This window comes from Streptomyces silvae (genome assembly GCF_016745505.1).
Lineage (GTDB): Bacteria > Actinomycetota > Actinomycetes > Streptomycetales > Streptomycetaceae > Streptomyces > Streptomyces silvae.
Genome location: NZ_JAERUC010000184.1, coordinates 135902 through 151472 on the forward strand (window position 1 = coordinate 135902; position 15571 = coordinate 151472).

Below are 15571 nucleotides of genomic sequence, written 5' to 3' on the forward strand. Positions count from 1 at the left end.
CGCGACGCACGGCCGGCCCGCCCGTTCCCCGCAGGTCAGCCGCGGCTGATCTCGAAGTGGTCGACGCACTCCCCCGACTCGGCGAGCGCGGTGACCTTCATCCGGGGGTGCCGGCCGGCCTCCACCTCCACCGCGAGGAACGAGAAGCCGGTGTAGCGGACGCGGGACCACTCCACGGTCTCGGCGGCCTTTCCGCCGCCCTTGACCACGTGGTAGGTGTTCACGCTCTCCAGGTCCGAGACATGGCCCTCGTAACTGTCGGGTGCCGGGAAGTCGTAGAGGGCCTTGCCCGCGCCGCCGGCCGTGACGTACACGATGCCGTCCCGCGTCGGGTCGGTGCGCTCACCGATCGGCACCGGGCGCCGCACCGCGTTCTTCAGGATCGCGTCGGTGCGCTCGTAGACGTGGTTGTGGCCGTTGATGACGAGGTCCACCTGGTGCTTCTCGAAGAGCGGCACCCAGGCGTCGCGCACCCCGCCGTCCGAGGCGTGCGCATTGGTCGTGGAGAACGCGCAGTGGTGGAAGAACACCACGATGAAGTCGATGTCGTGGCGGGCCCGCAGCTCCCCCAGGCGCCGGTCGAGCCAGCGGGTCTGCTTGCCGTCGCTGATGCCGAAGTTGGCCGGGATCTCGTACGAGACGTCGTTGGCGTCGAGCGCGATCACACCCACGTTGCCGTGGGTGAAGGAGTACGCGCCGGGCTGGCCGACCGGGTCCGGGCCGTTGTCCGGCAGGGTCCAGCGGGCGTTCTGGCCGCCGTAGCCGTCGGGCGAGTACCAGGCCTCCATGTCGTGGTTGCCGGTGGTCACCATCCACGGCACGGTCTTGGACACCGTCTCGGTCTGGGCCAGGAACTGGTCCCAGGTGCGGGCGTCGTAGGAGTCGGTGGACTGCCCGGAGCCGGACGGGTCGGCGTAGCAGATGTCGCCCGCGTGCAGGTGGAACGCCGGGTTCTGGCCCAGGATCAGCTGGTCGTTGCCGAGCGCGTGGTAGCTGACGCCCTGGTCGCCGAAGGCCGTGAAGGTGAAGGACTCCGCGCGCGCGGGAGCGGTGGTGAGGGTCCCGAGCGTGCCGAGGTTGCGGGCGTCGGCGGGGTCGAACCCGTCGTGGCCCACGCCGTAGTAGTACGTCGTGCCGGGCTTCAGCCGCTCCAGGGCCGCGTGGACGTAGAACTGCTCGGCGGCCGCGATCCTGCCGCCGTCGAGCAGAGGCGTCGTCAGGTGCCGCACCTCCGCGTCGATCTTGCGGCTGAGCGCCCAGGGCTTGAGCCCGATGCGGATGTACGGCCGCTTCACCGCGAAGGGGACCTGCCAGGAGACCGACATCTGCGTCCTGGCATCCGCCCCGTACGCGAGGTGCCGGCCGAAGGGAGCGACCAGCGAACCGTCCACGTGTGCCGCGCCGGCGCGTGACGTGACCGCGTCCGGGGCGGCGGCGTACGCCGGCGGGGAGGCGAGCCCCGAGGCCAGGCCGGTGCCCGCGACGGCGGCGGTCGCCACGCTCGTGCGGAGCACACGGCGCCGGGTGAGCCGGGCGCGCAGGTAGGCGTGCTGCTCGGCCATGCTCATGCGGTCGGCGAGCTTCTCGGGGATTCCGAAACGGGGGATGTCCATGGGCCACAACATCCATGGGGTTCCTGACGGCATTCCGTCGGATGAGTGAACGCTACACATACAAGATCCCATGAGTCCCGATGGTGAACATGACGTGTCGTGAGGTGGACGCACAGCACAGGCGATGTCGGCGGCGCGGTAGCGCCCTCCATCTCTTTCGGGTGACATTTCGTCACAGGCGATATACGCAGAATTACGATCGAGGGGCCGGAGAGTGACGGTCGGGCGGTCGGTGTCGTACCGGGCGCAGGCGGTCAGCCGGTCGTCCATCGTCGTGGCCCACCGTAAGGAATGCCCGTGAAGCTCACCCTGACCCGTTTTCCCCGAGCCGCCTTCGCGCTGGCGGCGGGCACGCTCCTCGCGACCGCTGCGGTGGCGTCCGCGGGCCCCGCCCACCCCGAATCCGCACGCGGTCCGCAGGTGCGTCAGGCGCCCGCGGCCCCTGCCGCACAGTGCGGCTTCTTCCGGTACAGCGTCCGGGAGTCCCAGTTCGCCGCGTACAACCACTGCGGCGAGACGACCGTACGGATCCATGTCGACGTCAGAGGCGGCGGCAGCGGGAACGACTTCCATCTCTGCGTGGGCTCGGGCGCCACGCAGCTGCCGGGCGCCGGTCCGAACTGCCTCAACGCGTACTACATCGGGGGTGCCGGATGCCGGAACGGGGAGCGGACCGGACACACCTCCCACTGAGGCGGACGGGGCCCGGCGGGCCGCAGCGGACCGGGGCCGGTCGGACCCCCGGCGCGGCCCGCCGGGAGTCGTCCGGGGCGGTCCGGGGTTCCGGGGCGGTCCGGGGTTCCGGGGCGGGTGGTCCGTGCGGTCAGCCCAGCCTCACGGGCAGCGCCCCGAATCCGTACGCGATGAACGACTCCACCTGCGCGGCGGGGACGGACGGGTCCGCGAGGCGCAGGGCCGGGAAGCGGGTGAAGAGCGCCGGCAGCGCGATCGACGCCTCGAGGCGGGCGAGGGGGGCTCCGACGCAGTAGTGCACGCCATGGCCGAAGGAGAGATGGTCCTTGTCGAGCCTGGTGGGGTCGAAGTGGTGCGCGTCCCCTCCGTGCCGGCCGGGATCGCGGCCCGCGGCGGCGTAGGTCGCGAGGATCGCGTCACCGCGGGCGATGGTGACGCCGTCGGGGAGCTCGATGTCCTCGACGGCGTACCTCAGGGGGAGGTTCGCGATCGACGGTGCCCAGCGCAGGGTCTCCTCGACGACCTCGCTCCAGGGGATGTCACCGGCGAGCACCCTGCGGAGATGGTCGGGGTGGGTGAGGAGGGCGTGTACGGCGTTGCCGATGAGGTTGACGGTGGTCTCGTGCCCCGCGCCGATGACGAGGAGGAGGGTGTCGATGAGTTCGTCCTCGGTGAGGCCGGATCCCTCCTGGTCCCGGGTGGCGATCAGGACACTGGTCAGGTCGTCGCCGGGCTGCTCCCGCTTGGCGGCGACCAGTCCCGCCAGCAGGGCGTGGACCTCCTGCCAGGTGGCGAGGGCCTGTTCGGGTGTCGCGGTGGTGTCCATGACCTCGCCGACGAGCCTCGCCGTGTCAGCCCTGCTGTTCTCGGGGACGCCGAAGAGCTCGCAGATGACCGCCATCGGGAGGGGGTGTGCGTAGGCGGCACGGAGATCCACGGGTCCCTCGGCGGCCCCCTCGGCCGTCCCGGCCCCCTCGGCCATCTCGTCGAGGAGGCGGGCGGATATCTCCTCGATGCGGGGCGCGAGCGCGTCGGTGCGGCGCTTGGTCAAGGCGGGGGAGATGAGTTTGCGCAGCCGTCGGTGGTCGGAGCCGTAGGCGGTGAACATATTGGTCACGCCCACCCAGGAGTTGACCCAGGTCTCCCGGAACTCGCCGTCGATCCAGGCGGGCCAGTGCTGGTCGGGGTCCTTGGAGACCCGGTCGTCGGCGAGCAACTGCTTGAGGACCTGGTGGCCGGTCGGGGCCCAGGCCGCGATCCCGCCGGGCAGTTCGACCCGTGCGGCCGAGCCCTGGGCACGGAGCGCGTCCGCCTCTCCGTGGATGTCGCGGCCTGCGGGGTCGATCGCGACGGGTTGCTCTCCCATGGGTAACTCCTGGGTGTGGGGGTCAGGATGGGACGAGCGTAGGGGCGCGGGAGTTCATGATCCAGACCTTCCGGCGGCGTGGTCCGGCGGCTCGGTGCGGCCGCGTGATCCGGCCCCGTGGTCCAGCGGCATGGTCCGGCTGAACGGTCGGGCCTCGTGTGCGGCCTCGTGGTCCGGCGGCGGGGGCGTGGTGGCGTGATCCGGCGGCGTCCGGCCTCGTGGTCCGGCCCGGGTGGTGGGCGGAGCCGGTGTCGACCGGCTCCGCGCGGGGTGCTCAGAACAGCGGGGGTTCGGCGAGCTTGACCAGCTCCAGGGCCTGCTGCCGGAACCAGGCGCCCGCGGCGGGGGCGACGGTCACGCGCTGCGGGTCTTCGGGGCCTTCGGTCCCGCGCAGGCAGAGCCCGTCCGCGTCCGGCAGGGTGCACCGCTCCTGCGGGTCGATGTACGTGAGAGTTCCGGAGAGTCATGTATGCATCAAGAGCGGTGAGCGTGTCACTACGGGGACCCGTCGCTCGCGGGGTCGCCCGGGCACCCGGCCGCCTTCTCGCCGTCCGGTGGCCTGCTCAGGACCAGCACGGCCACGTCGTCGCGGCGCACTCCCCCGGAGAACTCCGCCAGGTCGGCCTGGAGGGCTTCCAGGACCTGATCGGGATCGCGCCCGGCCCAGGCGCGAAGCCTCTCGTCGAACGGGTAGAAGGCACCGGCGGCGTCGCGCGCCTCGGTCACCCCGTCGGTGTAGACCATCAGGGCCGCGCCGGGCGGGAAGTCGATCCACTCCGCGGCGCGCGCCTCCCCGCCGAGGTCCGCCATGCCCAGCGGTACGGACGTCCGGTGCAGGGCGACCGCCGACGCCGCCCCGTCGTACAGCAGCCGGGGCGGCAGATGACCGCAGTTGACCGCCCGCACCCGGTCGCCGCCGTCGAAACCCAGCAGGAGGGCGGTGACGAAGCGTTCGGCCTCGCCGTTCTCGGCGGAGAACGCGTTGTGCCGGACGACCGCGTCCTCGACGGCGTCCGCCACCGCGGTGAGTTCGGGCTCCCTCACGGCCGCTTCCCTGAACGCGCCGAGCGCGGCGAAACCGGCCCCGATCGCGGGCAGCCCCTTGCCCTGCACATCCCCGATGATCACGCGGGTCCCGTGCGGCGACTGGACGACCTCGTAGATGTCGCCGCCGACGAAGCGGTCCTCCTCGATCGGTTCGTAGATGCCATGGGCACAGACCTCCTGGGTGGTGACGGGGAGCGGGCGCAGGATCTGGCGCTGGAGCGCCACGGCGGCCGAGCGCAGCCTCGCCATCTCGGTGGCGTGCCGGATCCGCGCCGCGCAGGCGACGACGCCCAGCGCACTGGCGAGGGCCGAGAAGCCGATGAGGAAGACCACGTCCCAGAAGGCGCCGGTGGACGCGATCCGGGATCCGACCACGACCAGCGTCACCCATGCGGCGACCGCTGTCGTCTGGCGGACGGTGCAGAAGACCGAGGCCAGCGCCGGCAGCACGACCAGCAACGGGATGACGGGAAGATCATTGCCGGTGAGGGCGTCGAGAACGACGACCACGGCGGTCAGCAGGAGAAGCCACAGTGCGAGGGCCCAGTTCCCGATCCGGGAGGCGCCCGCGGAGATCTCCGCCTGGTCCGTGCCGGGCAGCGGCACGCTGGGCGCCGCCGACGGGCGCCGGAGCCCCATGACCACGGCACGCCTCCCGCCTGTTCCGTCCCTACCGCCCCACGTGTTCCAAGCTACCCGTCCCCTGGCCGCCGGTCCTGGCGTCGGCGCCCGGCTCCGGGACGAGCGCCGAGAGGAACGCGGTCCTGCGGCGCAGGGTGAAGCCGAGGGACTCGTACAGCCGGATGGCGGAGGTGTTCGATCCGGCGGCGTGCAGGAAGGGGGTCTCGCCCCGCTCCCGGATGCCGTGGGCGACCGCCCTGACGAGGCGCGACGCCAGCCCCTGGCCCCGTACGGAGCTGTCCGTGCAGACCCCGCTGATCTCGGTCCAGCCGGGCGGGTGGAGCCGCTCCCCCGCCATCGCGACCAGGGCCCCGGCGCGGCGGATGCCGAGATAGGTCCCGAGCTCCACGGTGCGCGGCAGGAACGGGCCGGGGCGGGTGCGCTCGACCAGGTCCAGCATCTCCGGGACGTCGGCCGGGCCGAGGAGCACCGCTTCCGGGTCGGGGGCGGCGTCCACGCCGTCGTCCACCAGCTGGACGCCCTCGGCCTGGAAGACGATCTCCCAGTCGGCCGGCGGAGGCTCACGGAAGGCGGTGAGGGTGACCGGCTGGCCGGGACCGGCGAGCGCGGCGACATCGGCCCAGTCCTGGGCGTCGGGCGCGTCCGGCAGAGCGAGCCAGGGCGTGACGTCGGGGCGGTAGCGCAGGATGCGGCCGCGGCGCTCGGCGAAGTGGGCGTGCGGACCCGTGAGGGAGGCGCGCGCGGGGTTGTCCAGCGGATGGGGTGCGCCGGTCCCCGCATCGGGGCCGGGCACCCTCGGCGTGGTCGGTTCCGTCGTCCGCGGTGTGGGCGGATGCGTAGGCAGGGGTGTGGCCTCGGGCATGGACTCTCTCACTCCGGTTGACTCGGCGTCCGGCGACAGGGGGAGAAGGCCGACCGGCCCCGCGCCTATTCCCGGGCGGCGGGTCCGTTCATGAACACGCAATCAAAGCGGCTCGCCCGGGCGTCGCACGGAGCCCGCGTCGCCCGCCCGCCGGGGCCTCGGGCTTCCCCGCATCTTTGCTCCCCGGGGTGCCTTCCGGCCGGTCCTTTCCCACCCTTCGGGGCCCCTTCCGGCGCGTACGGCCGCTTCGTCAGGCGGCCGGGCGGACCGCGGAGCGGACGGCAGGGCGGGCGGCCGTACCGCCGGTCCCGGCGAATCGCGTCCGACTGCGCGGGATACGGTCCCAACCCGCCTCGGCCTGTGGCACTCTGGAGACGGCCGCCCCACCGGGCTCCCCCGTACCGGTGGGGCGGTCCTGTGCGCCCCCGCGGTTCTTGCCACTTCCCCGGGGCCGTGCGCTCCCGCAGGCGGGCTCCGTGACGACCCCGGAGGACGATTCCGTGGGGACCCCGGAGGACGATCACGGCTATTTCAAGCCAATACCGGCACACGTGTGGCTCAAAACCACTGTTTCCCGCATGAGTTGCGGGTCACCGGGCAGGCGCCTACACCTCACGGGCTCACAATCCGAGGAGAGTGACGGGATGACCGTGCACGCTGCACAGACCGCCGGCGCGGAACGAGCAGGTGCCCCGGACGGACTTCCCTGGATCGAGGACGCCGGGCAGATCGCCCCCCAGGACGCGCGGAAACTGTCGAAGCTCTTCTTCGACGCCCTGACGGTGGCGGACGAGGGCACTCCCGAGTACCAGTACGCCCGGAACACCCTCATCGAGATGAACCTGTCGCTCGTACGGTTCGCCGCCGGCCGCTTCCGTAACCGGGGCAGCGGCGACATGGAGGACATCGTCCAGGTCGGAACGATCGGCCTGATCAAGGCCATCGACCGCTTCGATCTCTCCCGTGAGGTCGAGTTCACCTCGTTCGCCGTGCCGTACATCGTCGGTGAGATCAAGCGGTTCTTCCGGGACACCACCTGGTCCGTGCACGTCCCGCGGCGGCTGCAGGAGTTGCGGGTGGACCTCGCCAAGGCGAAGGAGACGCTCTCGGCGGACCTCGACCGGGACCCCACGGTGGCGGAGCTCGCCGAGTACCTGGGCCTCGACGAGGAGGAGATCACCGAGGGGCTGGTCGCGGCCAACGGCTACACGGCGGGATCGCTCGACCTGCCGGCCGACGGCGGGGAACCGGTGGGCCGGGCCTCGGGCGGGCGCACCATGGCGGATGTGCTGGGCGAGCCCGATCCCGCGATGGAGACGGTGGAGAACCTCCATACGCTCGCCCCGCTGCTGGGCGATCTCGACGCGCGTGAGCGCCGGATCATCGACATGCGGTTCGGCCAGGAGATGACCCAGGCCCAGATCGGCGAGGAGCTCGGCATCTCGCAGATGCATGTCTCACGGCTGCTCAGCCGCCTGCTCGGCAAGCTGCGCGACGGGATGTTCACCCAGGACTGACGTACGGCCGACGCCGGGCCGGCTCCGTGTCGACGGGGCCGGCCCGGCGTGTCTGTTGCGGCCGCATTGCAGCTTCGTGGCCACGTGCGCGACCTGCTTCCGTCCCGGCGCGGACGGCCTCTACGGTCCGTAATCAGTACTCCGCAGCGTCGCCCCGTGCCCGCGCGGACACCCCCCGAACGACCGTGCGAGGTATGCCATGAGCCAGCCCGTCGACTCCGTCACCGCGGGACACACCCCTGAGGACCACGACCGGCAGGACGCCGGGGCCGCCTGGTCCTTCGAGACGAAGCAGATCCACTCCGGCGCGGTCCCGGATCCGACGACCGGCGCCCGTGCGGTGCCGATCTACCAGTCGACCTCCTTCGTCTTCAAGGACACCGAGCACGCGGCCGACCTCTTCTCGCTGGCCGAGCCCGGCAACATCTACACCCGGATCCACAACCCCACGCAGGACGTCCTGGAACAGCGCATCGCCGCGCTGGAGGGAGGGGTCGCCGCCGTGGCGCTCGCCTCCGGGCAGGCGGCGGAGACGCTCGCGCTCCTGACGCTGGCGGGCGCCGGGGACCACATCGTCTCCTCGGCCTCGCTGTACGGGGGTACGTACAACCTGTTCCGGCACACGCTCCCCCGGTTCGGCATCGAGGTGTCGTTCGTCGAGGACCCCGACGACATCGAGGCGTGGCGGGCGGCCATCAGGCCGGACACCAAGGCCGTGTTCGCGGAGACGCTCGGCAATCCGCGCGGCGACGTCCTCGACATCCGGAGCGTGGCGGACGTCGCACACGAGGCGGGCGTGCCGCTGATCGTCGACAACACGGTGCCCACGCCCTATCTCCTGAGGCCGCTGGAGCACGGGGCGGACATCGTGATCCACTCCGCGACGAAGTTCCTCGGTGGCCACGGCACCACGATCGGCGGTGTCGTCGTGGACGGCGGCACCTTCGACTTCGGCGCGCACCCCGAGCGTTTCGCGGACTTCCACTCCCCCGACCCCAGCTACCACGGCCTGCGGTACTGGCCGGACCTCGGGCCCGGCGCCTTCGCCGTGAAGCTGCGGGTCCAGCTGCTACGCGACCTCGGGCCCGCGCTGTCGCCGCACTCGGCCTTCCTGCTCCTCCAGGGGGTGGAGACGCTGAGCCTGCGTCTGGAGCGGCACACGTCCAACGCCCTGGCGCTCGCCCGCTGGCTGGAGGCCCGCGACGAGGTGTCGGCGGTGCACTACGCGGGACTCGGGTCGAGCCCCTGGTACGAGGCCGGGCAGCGCTATCTGCCGCGCGGCGCCGGTGCCGTGCTGGCCTTCGAGCTCCGGGACGGGGTGGAGGCGGGCAAGCGGTTCGTGGACGCGGTCGAGCTGTTCAGCCACCTCGCCAACATCGGTGACGTACGGAGCCTGATCATCCACCCGGCGTCCACGACGCACAGCCAGCTGACCGAGGAGCAGCTCGCCGCGACGGGAGCGACCGCGGGGCTGGTGCGGCTCTCGGTGGGCCTGGAGAACGTGGACGACCTGAAGGCGGATCTGGAGGCAGGGCTCCGCGCCGCGAAGGCCGCGTCCTGAACCGCGTCGCCGCGCCCCCCGTTCTCCCTCTTCCGCCGGCCTCCGGAGGCCGGCGGGAGGGGGATCCGCCCGGCCGCCGTTCGTGGGTGGAGCTGGGAGAACCGCTCGGTCTGGAGTCCGGTGCCACGCTGCCGGGTGTACGGCTGGCGTACGAGACCTGGGGCCGGCGGGCGCCGGACGGCTCCAACGCGGTGCTGGTCCTGCACGCGCTGACCGGTGACAGTCACGCGGCGGGCCCCGCCGGGCCCGGGCATCCGTCGGCCGGCTGGTGGGACGCGCTGATCGGTCCGGGCCGGGCCCTGGACACCGACCGGTGGTTCGTGGTCGCGCCGAACGTCCTGGGCGGCTGCCAGGGCAGTACGGGTCCGTCGTCCCGGCGCCCCGACGGCACCCACTGGGGCGGCGACTTCCCCTATCTGACGATCCGTGACCAGGTGGCGGCCGAGGCGCAGCTGGCCGATGCCCTGGGGATCGGCCGGTGGGCAGCGGTGATCGGCGGTTCGATGGGCGGGATGCGGGCGCTCGAATGGGCGGTGAGCCGGCCCGAGCGCACGGGATCGCTGCTCGTCCTGGCCGCTCCCTCGGCGTCCTCGGCCGAACAGATCGCCTGGGGCAGCACCCAGATCGCCGCGATCCGGAGCGACCCGGGGTGGCGGGGCGGCGGCTATCACGACGCCCCGCCCGGCTCGGGCCCCCACCAGGGGCTCGGTCTGGCCCGCCGGATCGCCCATGTCACGTATCGCAGCGAACCGGAGCTGGCTGCGCGGTTCGGCCGCCGCGCGCAGCCCGGCGAACTGCCCTCGCTGGGCGGGCGCTACCAGGTGGAGTCGTACCTCGATCATCACGCGGCCAAGCTGGTACGGCGTTTCGACGCGGGCAGCTACGTGGTGCTCACCGAGGCGATGAACGCGCACGACGTGGGCCGGGGCCGGGGCGGTGTCGCGCGGGCGCTGCGCCGGGCGGACATGCCGGCCCTGATCGCGGGCATCGACTCGGACCGGCTGTACCCGCCGGCGCAGCAGGCGGAGACGGCGGCGCTGCTGCCGGGTGCCGACGGGCTCCGGATCGTCGAATCCCCGTACGGGCACGACGGGTTCCTGATCGAGACCGACCAGGTGGGCTCTCTCGTACGGGAGTTGCTGCCCCCGCCCCTCCCGGCTCCCCCGAACCGCTGACACCGCACCGACCCCGACCGCAGATCCTCTTCCTGGAGCGCTCATGAGTTCCGTACAGTCCGAGGCCTCGTACGACGGCACGCGGCTCCGCCAATGGGCCCGCGGCGGTGCGAGATCCGCCGGCATCGACCGCCGTGATCTCCTGAAGCTGGTCGCCGCGGCGTCGGCGGCGGGGGCGCTGGTCCCGGCCGCGGCGGCCCCCGCCCAGGCCGGACCGACGCTCGACGGGGTGGTGAAGCCCCTGCCGCCGGAGCTGTTCACGGTGCGCGGGACCAACGCCGAGACGAACTTCGCGGCGCTGAAGGACACCGGGCTGCTGACCCCCGTCGACCGCTTCTTCGTCCGCAACCACACCACGACGCCGATCGTCGACCCGGCGGACTGGAAGCTGACGGTCTGGGGCAGCGGGCTGACCGGCGGTCCGGTGGACTTCTCGTACGAGGCGCTGCGCGCCCTGCCGTCGGTCTCCCGCACCGCGTTCGTCGAGTGCGCGGGCAACGGCCGGAGTTACTTCACCTCGCAGCAGGACCAGCAGGTCAGCGGCACCGCGTGGACCCTGGGTGCGATCGGGACGGCGCGCTGGCGCGGGGTGCGGCTCGCCGAGGTGCTGCGCCGGGCGGGCATCGGCCGTAAGGCGGTCGACGTGCTGCCGCGCGGGCTGGACGCGGAGGTCGTCAGCGACGGGACCAACCTGGGCCGGGTCCGCAGGCCGCTGCCGGTGGCGAAGGCCCTGGACGACGTGCTCCTGGCGTACGAGATGAACGGCGAGCCGCTGCCGCCCGACCACGGGGCTCCGGTCCGGCTGATCGTGCCGTCCTGGGTGGGCATAGCGAACATCAAGTGGGTGGGCGACATCGAGGTGAGCGCGGAGCCGCTGCTCAGCCCGTGGAACACGGGCCTGTACCGGCTCTTCGGCCCCGGCTACCCGCCCGAGGGGAGCGCGCCGCTGACCCGTCAGACGCTCAAGAGCGCCTTCGAGCTCGCGCCCGGCGCGTCGTTCGCCGCCCGCCGCAGGCATCTGCTGACCGGCCGGTCCTGGTCGGGCGGCGCGCCGGTGCGCTCGGTCGAGGTCAGCACCGACGGCGGCACCCGGTGGCGGCCCGCACGGCTGCGCGACGAGCCGAGGGCCGGGAGCTGGGTCCGCTGGACCGCCGACTGGGTCCCGACGACGCCCGGCCCGGGCGTACTCCTCGCCCGGGCCACGGACCGGACGGGCCGCACCCAGCCGGCGACGACCGCGCACAACACACAGGGCTATCTCTTCGACGCGGTGGTGAGGCATCCGGTGACCGTGGTCTGACGGGCCGGGGGTCAGCCCCGCCGCCACATCGGCAGGGGGACCCGTCCGACGCTGCGGCCTTCCCGGTCGAGGATGTGGCCGACCCTTTTGTAGGTGCGCAGGGTCACGCTCCGGGAGAACACGACGGTTCCCGGAGCGCGGGCCTCCAGCTCCCGCTCGTAGGCGTGGATCTCGTTCAGGTCGTGGACCCAGAAGGTCGCCACGAGGTTGTGCACGCTGAACACCTCGACGCTCACCCGGCAGTCGGGCAGGCCGGCCATGTACCGGCCTGCCGCCTCCAGATGGCGCCCGGGGACATTGAGGATCAGGCTCGCTTCCCGGACCGGCAGACCGGCGGACGTAGCGAACTCACAACGCAGAACGAGGTATCCGGACGCCAGGTGCTGCTCGACGCGTCTGCGCGCGGTCTGCGGGGAAACGGCACAGAGAGCGGCGAGCTCCGCCCAGCTGCGACGGCCGTCGTCCCCGAGTGCGTCGAGCAGAGCGGAGTCGACCGCGTCGAAGGCCGTCCGTCGCGAGGGCGTGGCCACCGAATCGGCGGAGACGGACCGTGACTGCCGCTGGTCGAGTATGCCGCTGCGCCACGACGAGCTCTGGCGGTGCACCCGGGTGACGTAGGCGGTCTCGGTGCGCATCACGCCGGGGAGCGACGAGAACCGTTCGGAGACGATCTGGTCCAGGCTCTCCTGCGTGCCGGTGAAGCAGTCGACGCGGAAGTCGTGTCCACCGGTGACGCGTGTGACCGTGGCCGCGGCGGGCTCCTGGCAGAGCCGCTCGGCCAGTTCGGTGTGGTGGCTGGGCGACGCGGAGAGAAAGACGTGAGCGGTGTGCCCGGCGTCGCCGAACCGAGGACCGGGCATGGTCGCGATCCACGCGAGACGCTCCCGCGTGAGCCGCTCCCAGTGCCGTGCCGCGGTCGCCCCCGTGATGCCGAGTGCCGCCCCGATGCGGGACCACTCACCGCGTGGCCTGATCTGCAGCGCGTTGATGATCGCGAGGTCCAGCTCGGACAGGATGGCCGATTCTTGCATGCGGGGACCCTCCGGTGCCGATTCGGATCGATTCGGCGGACTGTGATGGCGGCGACCCTACCTTGGCACTCCCTTCGACCGAAGCAGTCGGGACGAGTGAGAGCGAGGACCCCATGGGGACGGACGCCCGGAGCGAGGTACGAGTGCCGGCCGGCCGAAGTATCGGCACGGTCATCCTGGCGATGGCCCTGATCGAGGCACTCAGCGGCATCACGCAGGGCTACATCAACCCGCTGCTGCCGGCGCTGGGCCCGGTGCTTTCGATCGACGACGCCACCATCAACGGTATTTTCCTGCTGTCGCAGCTCGGCTTCGCCGTTCTGACACCCATCATCTCCACCCTCGGCGACTCGTGGGGGTACCGGCCGGTCCTGCGCGCGAGCATCCTGCTGGTGGCGGCCGGGGTCGTACTGATGGCGGTGCACCCCACCCTGTGGACCGTGATGGTCGGCGTCGTCCTGCTCACCGGCGTGGTCGGGTTCATCCCGCTGATGATGGGCATCCTGCGGTCGGCCGGTCCGGGCCGGCTGCGCGCCGGGGTCAGCTCGATGATCGCGGTGCTGATGGTCACCGTCGGAGTGGGCGGCCTGCTCGCCGGTCTGGTGGGGATGCACACGCCCACCCGGGGGTTCTGGGTCGCCGTCCCCTTCGCCGTCGCCGCGCTCGCTCTCGTTCCGCTGCTGCCGGAGGGCGGCTCCCCCACCCGCGAACGGATCGCCGTCGTCCCGCTGCTGGCCTGCTCGCTCGGGCTGACCGGATTCGTGACCGCCCTCTCGATGGGCGCGGACTGGGGCTGGACGGATCCGCGCATCCTCGCGCCGGGCGGGTGCGGGGTGCTGCTGCTCGCGGTCTGGGTCCGACGGGACTCCACCCGGAACCACACCTTTGTCGACCTGTCGATGTTCAGGCACCGGCAGGTGCGTGTCGTCTCGGGAGCGACCTTCTTCTTCGGCTTCGCCTCCATCAGCTACATCAGCACCAACGCGATCTTCCTCTTCTCCGACGCGTCGACGGCGGGCTACGGGTTCGGGCTCAGCTCGCTGCAGATCGCTTCCCTGTTCCTCATCGTGTCCATGACCTCCTTCGCCGCCTCGTTGCTCACCACCCGGCTGCTGCGTGTGGCCGGGGAGCGGGCCACGCTGGTGGGTGCGGGACTGGTGCTGTGCGCGGCGTTCGCCGTGATGGGTCTGCTCCACCGTTCACTGCCGGGATACTGCGTCGGGCTCGCGCTCTTCGGCCTCGGTCTCGGCCTCTACCAGGCATCCACCCGCGCGCTCGCCGTCGAAGGCGTGGACCCCGGCCTCACCGCGACCGCCGCGGGCATCAACGAGTTGGCCCTGTCGATCGGCATCGTGGTCGGTGCCGCAGTAGTCAAACTGCTGTCGTCGGCGTTCCTGTCGGACGGCTCCATCTCGTCGCGCGGACTCGTCGCGATCTGGGTGACGCTCGCGGCCGGTGCGCTGGCCGCTTCCCTGACGGCCATGCGCTACGTACGGCCCGCGGCCGTCGGCCCGGACGGGGTGGCCGCGTGAAGGACGTACCCCGGATCCCGCACCACCTCGTCGAGCGGGTCTCCTCCCTCGTCGAGGAGCACCGGACACTGCTCGTCGCCCTGAGCCACGCCCTGCACGCCGACCCCGAACTCAGCGGCGAGGAGGTTCGTGCCGCACAGCGCGTCGGTGCCCTGCTGAGCGACTCCGGATTCGAGCCGGAGCCCACGCCGGCGGACCTTCCGACCGCGTTCTGCTACCGGAAGGGTGCCGCGCCGATGGTGGTGGCCGTCTGTGTCGAGTACGACGCACTGCCGGGCATGGGGCACGCCTGCGGCCACAACGTGAACGCCGCTGCGGCGGTCGGCGCCGCCCTCGCGCTCGGCGCTCTCGCCGAGACCCTGGAGGTGAGCGTCAAGGTGCTGGGCACCCCCGCGGAGGAGACCTTCGGCGGCAAGGCCCGCCTGATCGAGAGCGGACACTTCGACGACGCGTCGCTGGCGATGATGGCCCATGCGGCGGACCACGACGCCGTCGGCGGACGCTCGCTCGCCCTGTGCCGCTGGGACTTCACCTACACCGGGGCTCCCGCCCACGCCGCGGCGGCACCGGAGCGGGGCGTCAACGCACTCGACGCCCTCGTGATCGCGCAGACCGCCGTCGCGCTGGCGCGGCAGCAACTCCCGCCGCGGTCCGTCGTCTCGACGATCACGACCGAAGGCGGCAGTGCGGTCAACGTCATCCCCGCGCGGACCCGGGCGGCGATCGAGATGCGCTCCCCTTCCCTCGACGGTCTCCGGGTGATCCAGCGACGGGTACGCGCCTGCCTCGAAGCAGGTGCTCTCGCCACGGGGTGTGCTCTGGAACTCACCCCGGTCGGCAACGACTTCGCCGATCTCCGCCAGGACACCTCGCTGAGCGCCTTCTACCGGGACGCGATGATCTCCCGCGGCCGGGACGTCGAGGTGACCGATGCCGCGCTCGCGTCGACCGACATGGGCAACGTGTCCCACCTCGTCCCGTCCATCCATCCACTGCTCGGATACGACGTGGGGGGCGCGACGCCGCACACCGCCGCGTTCACGGACCACGGCACCTCGCCGTCCGCGGACCGGGCGGTCCTGGACGGCGCGTTCGGCCTCGCCCTGGCCGCGGCGCGTGCCGCGCGGGATCCCGCCCAACGCGCGCGCCTGACCCGTGGCGCGGCCCTCCGCCGGGGCTCCCAGCCGGAGCGCTAGGGCCTGTCTTCAAAGAGTCATATCCACATCAGGAGC

At 72.2% G+C, this 15571-nt stretch carries 12 protein-coding genes; 7 read left to right on the forward strand and 5 right to left on the reverse strand.

Annotated features, from left to right (window positions below; all coding sequences use genetic code 11):
* Positions 1 to 35: 35 nt before the first annotated feature.
* The gene (locus JKV81_RS29690) at positions 36 to 1613 is read right to left on the reverse strand and encodes a purple acid phosphatase family protein (RefSeq protein WP_202078720.1); all 1578 of its coding nucleotides are present in this window, start codon (positions 1611 to 1613) and stop codon (positions 36 to 38) included.
* 297 nt (positions 1614 to 1910) lie between these two features.
* Here JKV81_RS29690 and JKV81_RS29695 point away from each other — a divergent pair, with 297 nt between their 5' ends.
* On the forward strand, positions 1911 to 2306 hold the full coding sequence (locus tag JKV81_RS29695; protein WP_202078722.1) for a DUF6355 family natural product biosynthesis protein: 396 nt from the start codon (positions 1911 to 1913) through the stop codon (positions 2304 to 2306).
* Positions 2307 to 2436: 130 nt separating this feature from the next.
* Here JKV81_RS29695 and JKV81_RS29700 read toward each other — a convergent pair whose 3' ends face one another.
* The 3 genes from JKV81_RS29700 to JKV81_RS29710 form a co-directional block, all read right to left on the reverse strand.
* Positions 2437 to 3672 (reverse strand): cytochrome P450 family protein, encoded by a 1236-nt coding sequence (locus JKV81_RS29700; protein WP_202078724.1) that lies wholly within the window; start codon positions 3670 to 3672, stop codon positions 2437 to 2439.
* 495 nt (positions 3673 to 4167) lie between these two features.
* On the reverse strand, positions 4168 to 5358 hold the full coding sequence (locus JKV81_RS29705) for a PP2C family protein-serine/threonine phosphatase (RefSeq protein ID WP_202078726.1): 1191 nt from the start codon (positions 5356 to 5358) through the stop codon (positions 4168 to 4170).
* A 31-nt stretch (positions 5359 to 5389) separates the two neighbouring features.
* The gene (locus JKV81_RS29710; protein WP_236058079.1) at positions 5390 to 6223 is read right to left on the reverse strand and encodes a GNAT family N-acetyltransferase; all 834 of its coding nucleotides are present in this window, start codon (positions 6221 to 6223) and stop codon (positions 5390 to 5392) included.
* Between the two features lie 644 nt (positions 6224 to 6867).
* On the opposite strand from JKV81_RS29710, the gene JKV81_RS29715 reads away from it, so the two are divergent.
* From JKV81_RS29715 to JKV81_RS29730, 4 genes are all read left to right on the forward strand, one after another.
* Positions 6868 to 7740, forward strand: coding sequence for an RNA polymerase sigma factor SigF (locus tag JKV81_RS29715; protein ID WP_202078730.1), 873 nt, complete (start codon positions 6868 to 6870; stop codon positions 7738 to 7740).
* A gap of 199 nt (positions 7741 to 7939) precedes the next feature.
* Complete coding sequence (locus JKV81_RS29720; RefSeq protein WP_202078732.1) at positions 7940 to 9301, forward strand: bifunctional o-acetylhomoserine/o-acetylserine sulfhydrylase; 1362 nt, start codon at positions 7940 to 7942, stop codon at positions 9299 to 9301.
* Positions 9298 to 10476 (forward strand): homoserine O-acetyltransferase MetX, encoded by a 1179-nt coding sequence (gene metX / locus JKV81_RS29725; RefSeq protein WP_202078752.1) that lies wholly within the window; start codon positions 9298 to 9300, stop codon positions 10474 to 10476. Before JKV81_RS29720 ends, metX begins: the two co-directional genes overlap by 4 nt.
* 43 nt (positions 10477 to 10519) lie before the next feature.
* Positions 10520 to 11776: a sulfite oxidase gene (locus tag JKV81_RS29730; RefSeq protein ID WP_202078734.1), complete on the forward strand. Its 1257-nt coding sequence runs from the start codon at positions 10520 to 10522 to the stop codon at positions 11774 to 11776.
* A gap of 11 nt (positions 11777 to 11787) precedes the next feature.
* Here the strand turns inward: JKV81_RS29730 and JKV81_RS29735 are convergent, their stop codons facing one another.
* Entirely contained in the window at positions 11788 to 12807 is a 1020-nt protein-coding gene (locus JKV81_RS29735; RefSeq protein WP_129260609.1) for an Lrp/AsnC family transcriptional regulator, read from the reverse strand.
* 113 nt (positions 12808 to 12920) lie between these two features.
* Between JKV81_RS29735 and JKV81_RS29740 the strand changes: the two genes are divergently transcribed.
* Both JKV81_RS29740 and JKV81_RS29745 read left to right on the forward strand, forming a co-directional pair.
* Entirely contained in the window at positions 12921 to 14339 is a 1419-nt protein-coding gene (locus JKV81_RS29740; protein ID WP_202078736.1) for an MFS transporter, read from the forward strand.
* On the forward strand, positions 14336 to 15535 hold the full coding sequence (locus JKV81_RS29745) for an amidohydrolase (RefSeq protein WP_202078738.1): 1200 nt from the start codon (positions 14336 to 14338) through the stop codon (positions 15533 to 15535). Before JKV81_RS29740 ends, JKV81_RS29745 begins: the two co-directional genes overlap by 4 nt.
* Positions 15536 to 15571 lie beyond the last annotated feature (36 nt).

What these genes read in the sequence shown, in the direction of transcription:
- JKV81_RS29720 (WP_202078732.1), top strand. Translation starts at nt 7,940, where the DNA reads ATGAGCCAGCCCGTCGACTCCGTCACCGCGGGACACACCCCTGAGGAC.
- JKV81_RS29705 (WP_202078726.1), bottom strand. Translation starts at nt 5,358, where the DNA reads ATGGGGCTCCGGCGCCCGTCGGCGGCGCCCAGCGTGCCGCTGCCCGGC.
- JKV81_RS29715 (WP_202078730.1), top strand. Translation starts at nt 6,868, where the DNA reads ATGACCGTGCACGCTGCACAGACCGCCGGCGCGGAACGAGCAGGTGCC.
- JKV81_RS29710 (WP_236058079.1), bottom strand. Translation starts at nt 6,223, where the DNA reads ATGCCCGAGGCCACACCCCTGCCTACGCATCCGCCCACACCGCGGACG.
- JKV81_RS29700 (WP_202078724.1), bottom strand. Translation starts at nt 3,672, where the DNA reads ATGGGAGAGCAACCCGTCGCGATCGACCCCGCAGGCCGCGACATCCAC.
- JKV81_RS29730 (WP_202078734.1), top strand. Translation starts at nt 10,520, where the DNA reads ATGAGTTCCGTACAGTCCGAGGCCTCGTACGACGGCACGCGGCTCCGC.
- JKV81_RS29690 (WP_202078720.1), bottom strand. Translation starts at nt 1,613, where the DNA reads ATGGACATCCCCCGTTTCGGAATCCCCGAGAAGCTCGCCGACCGCATG.
- JKV81_RS29740 (WP_202078736.1), top strand. Translation starts at nt 12,921, where the DNA reads ATGGGGACGGACGCCCGGAGCGAGGTACGAGTGCCGGCCGGCCGAAGT.
- JKV81_RS29735 (WP_129260609.1), bottom strand. Translation starts at nt 12,807, where the DNA reads ATGCAAGAATCGGCCATCCTGTCCGAGCTGGACCTCGCGATCATCAAC.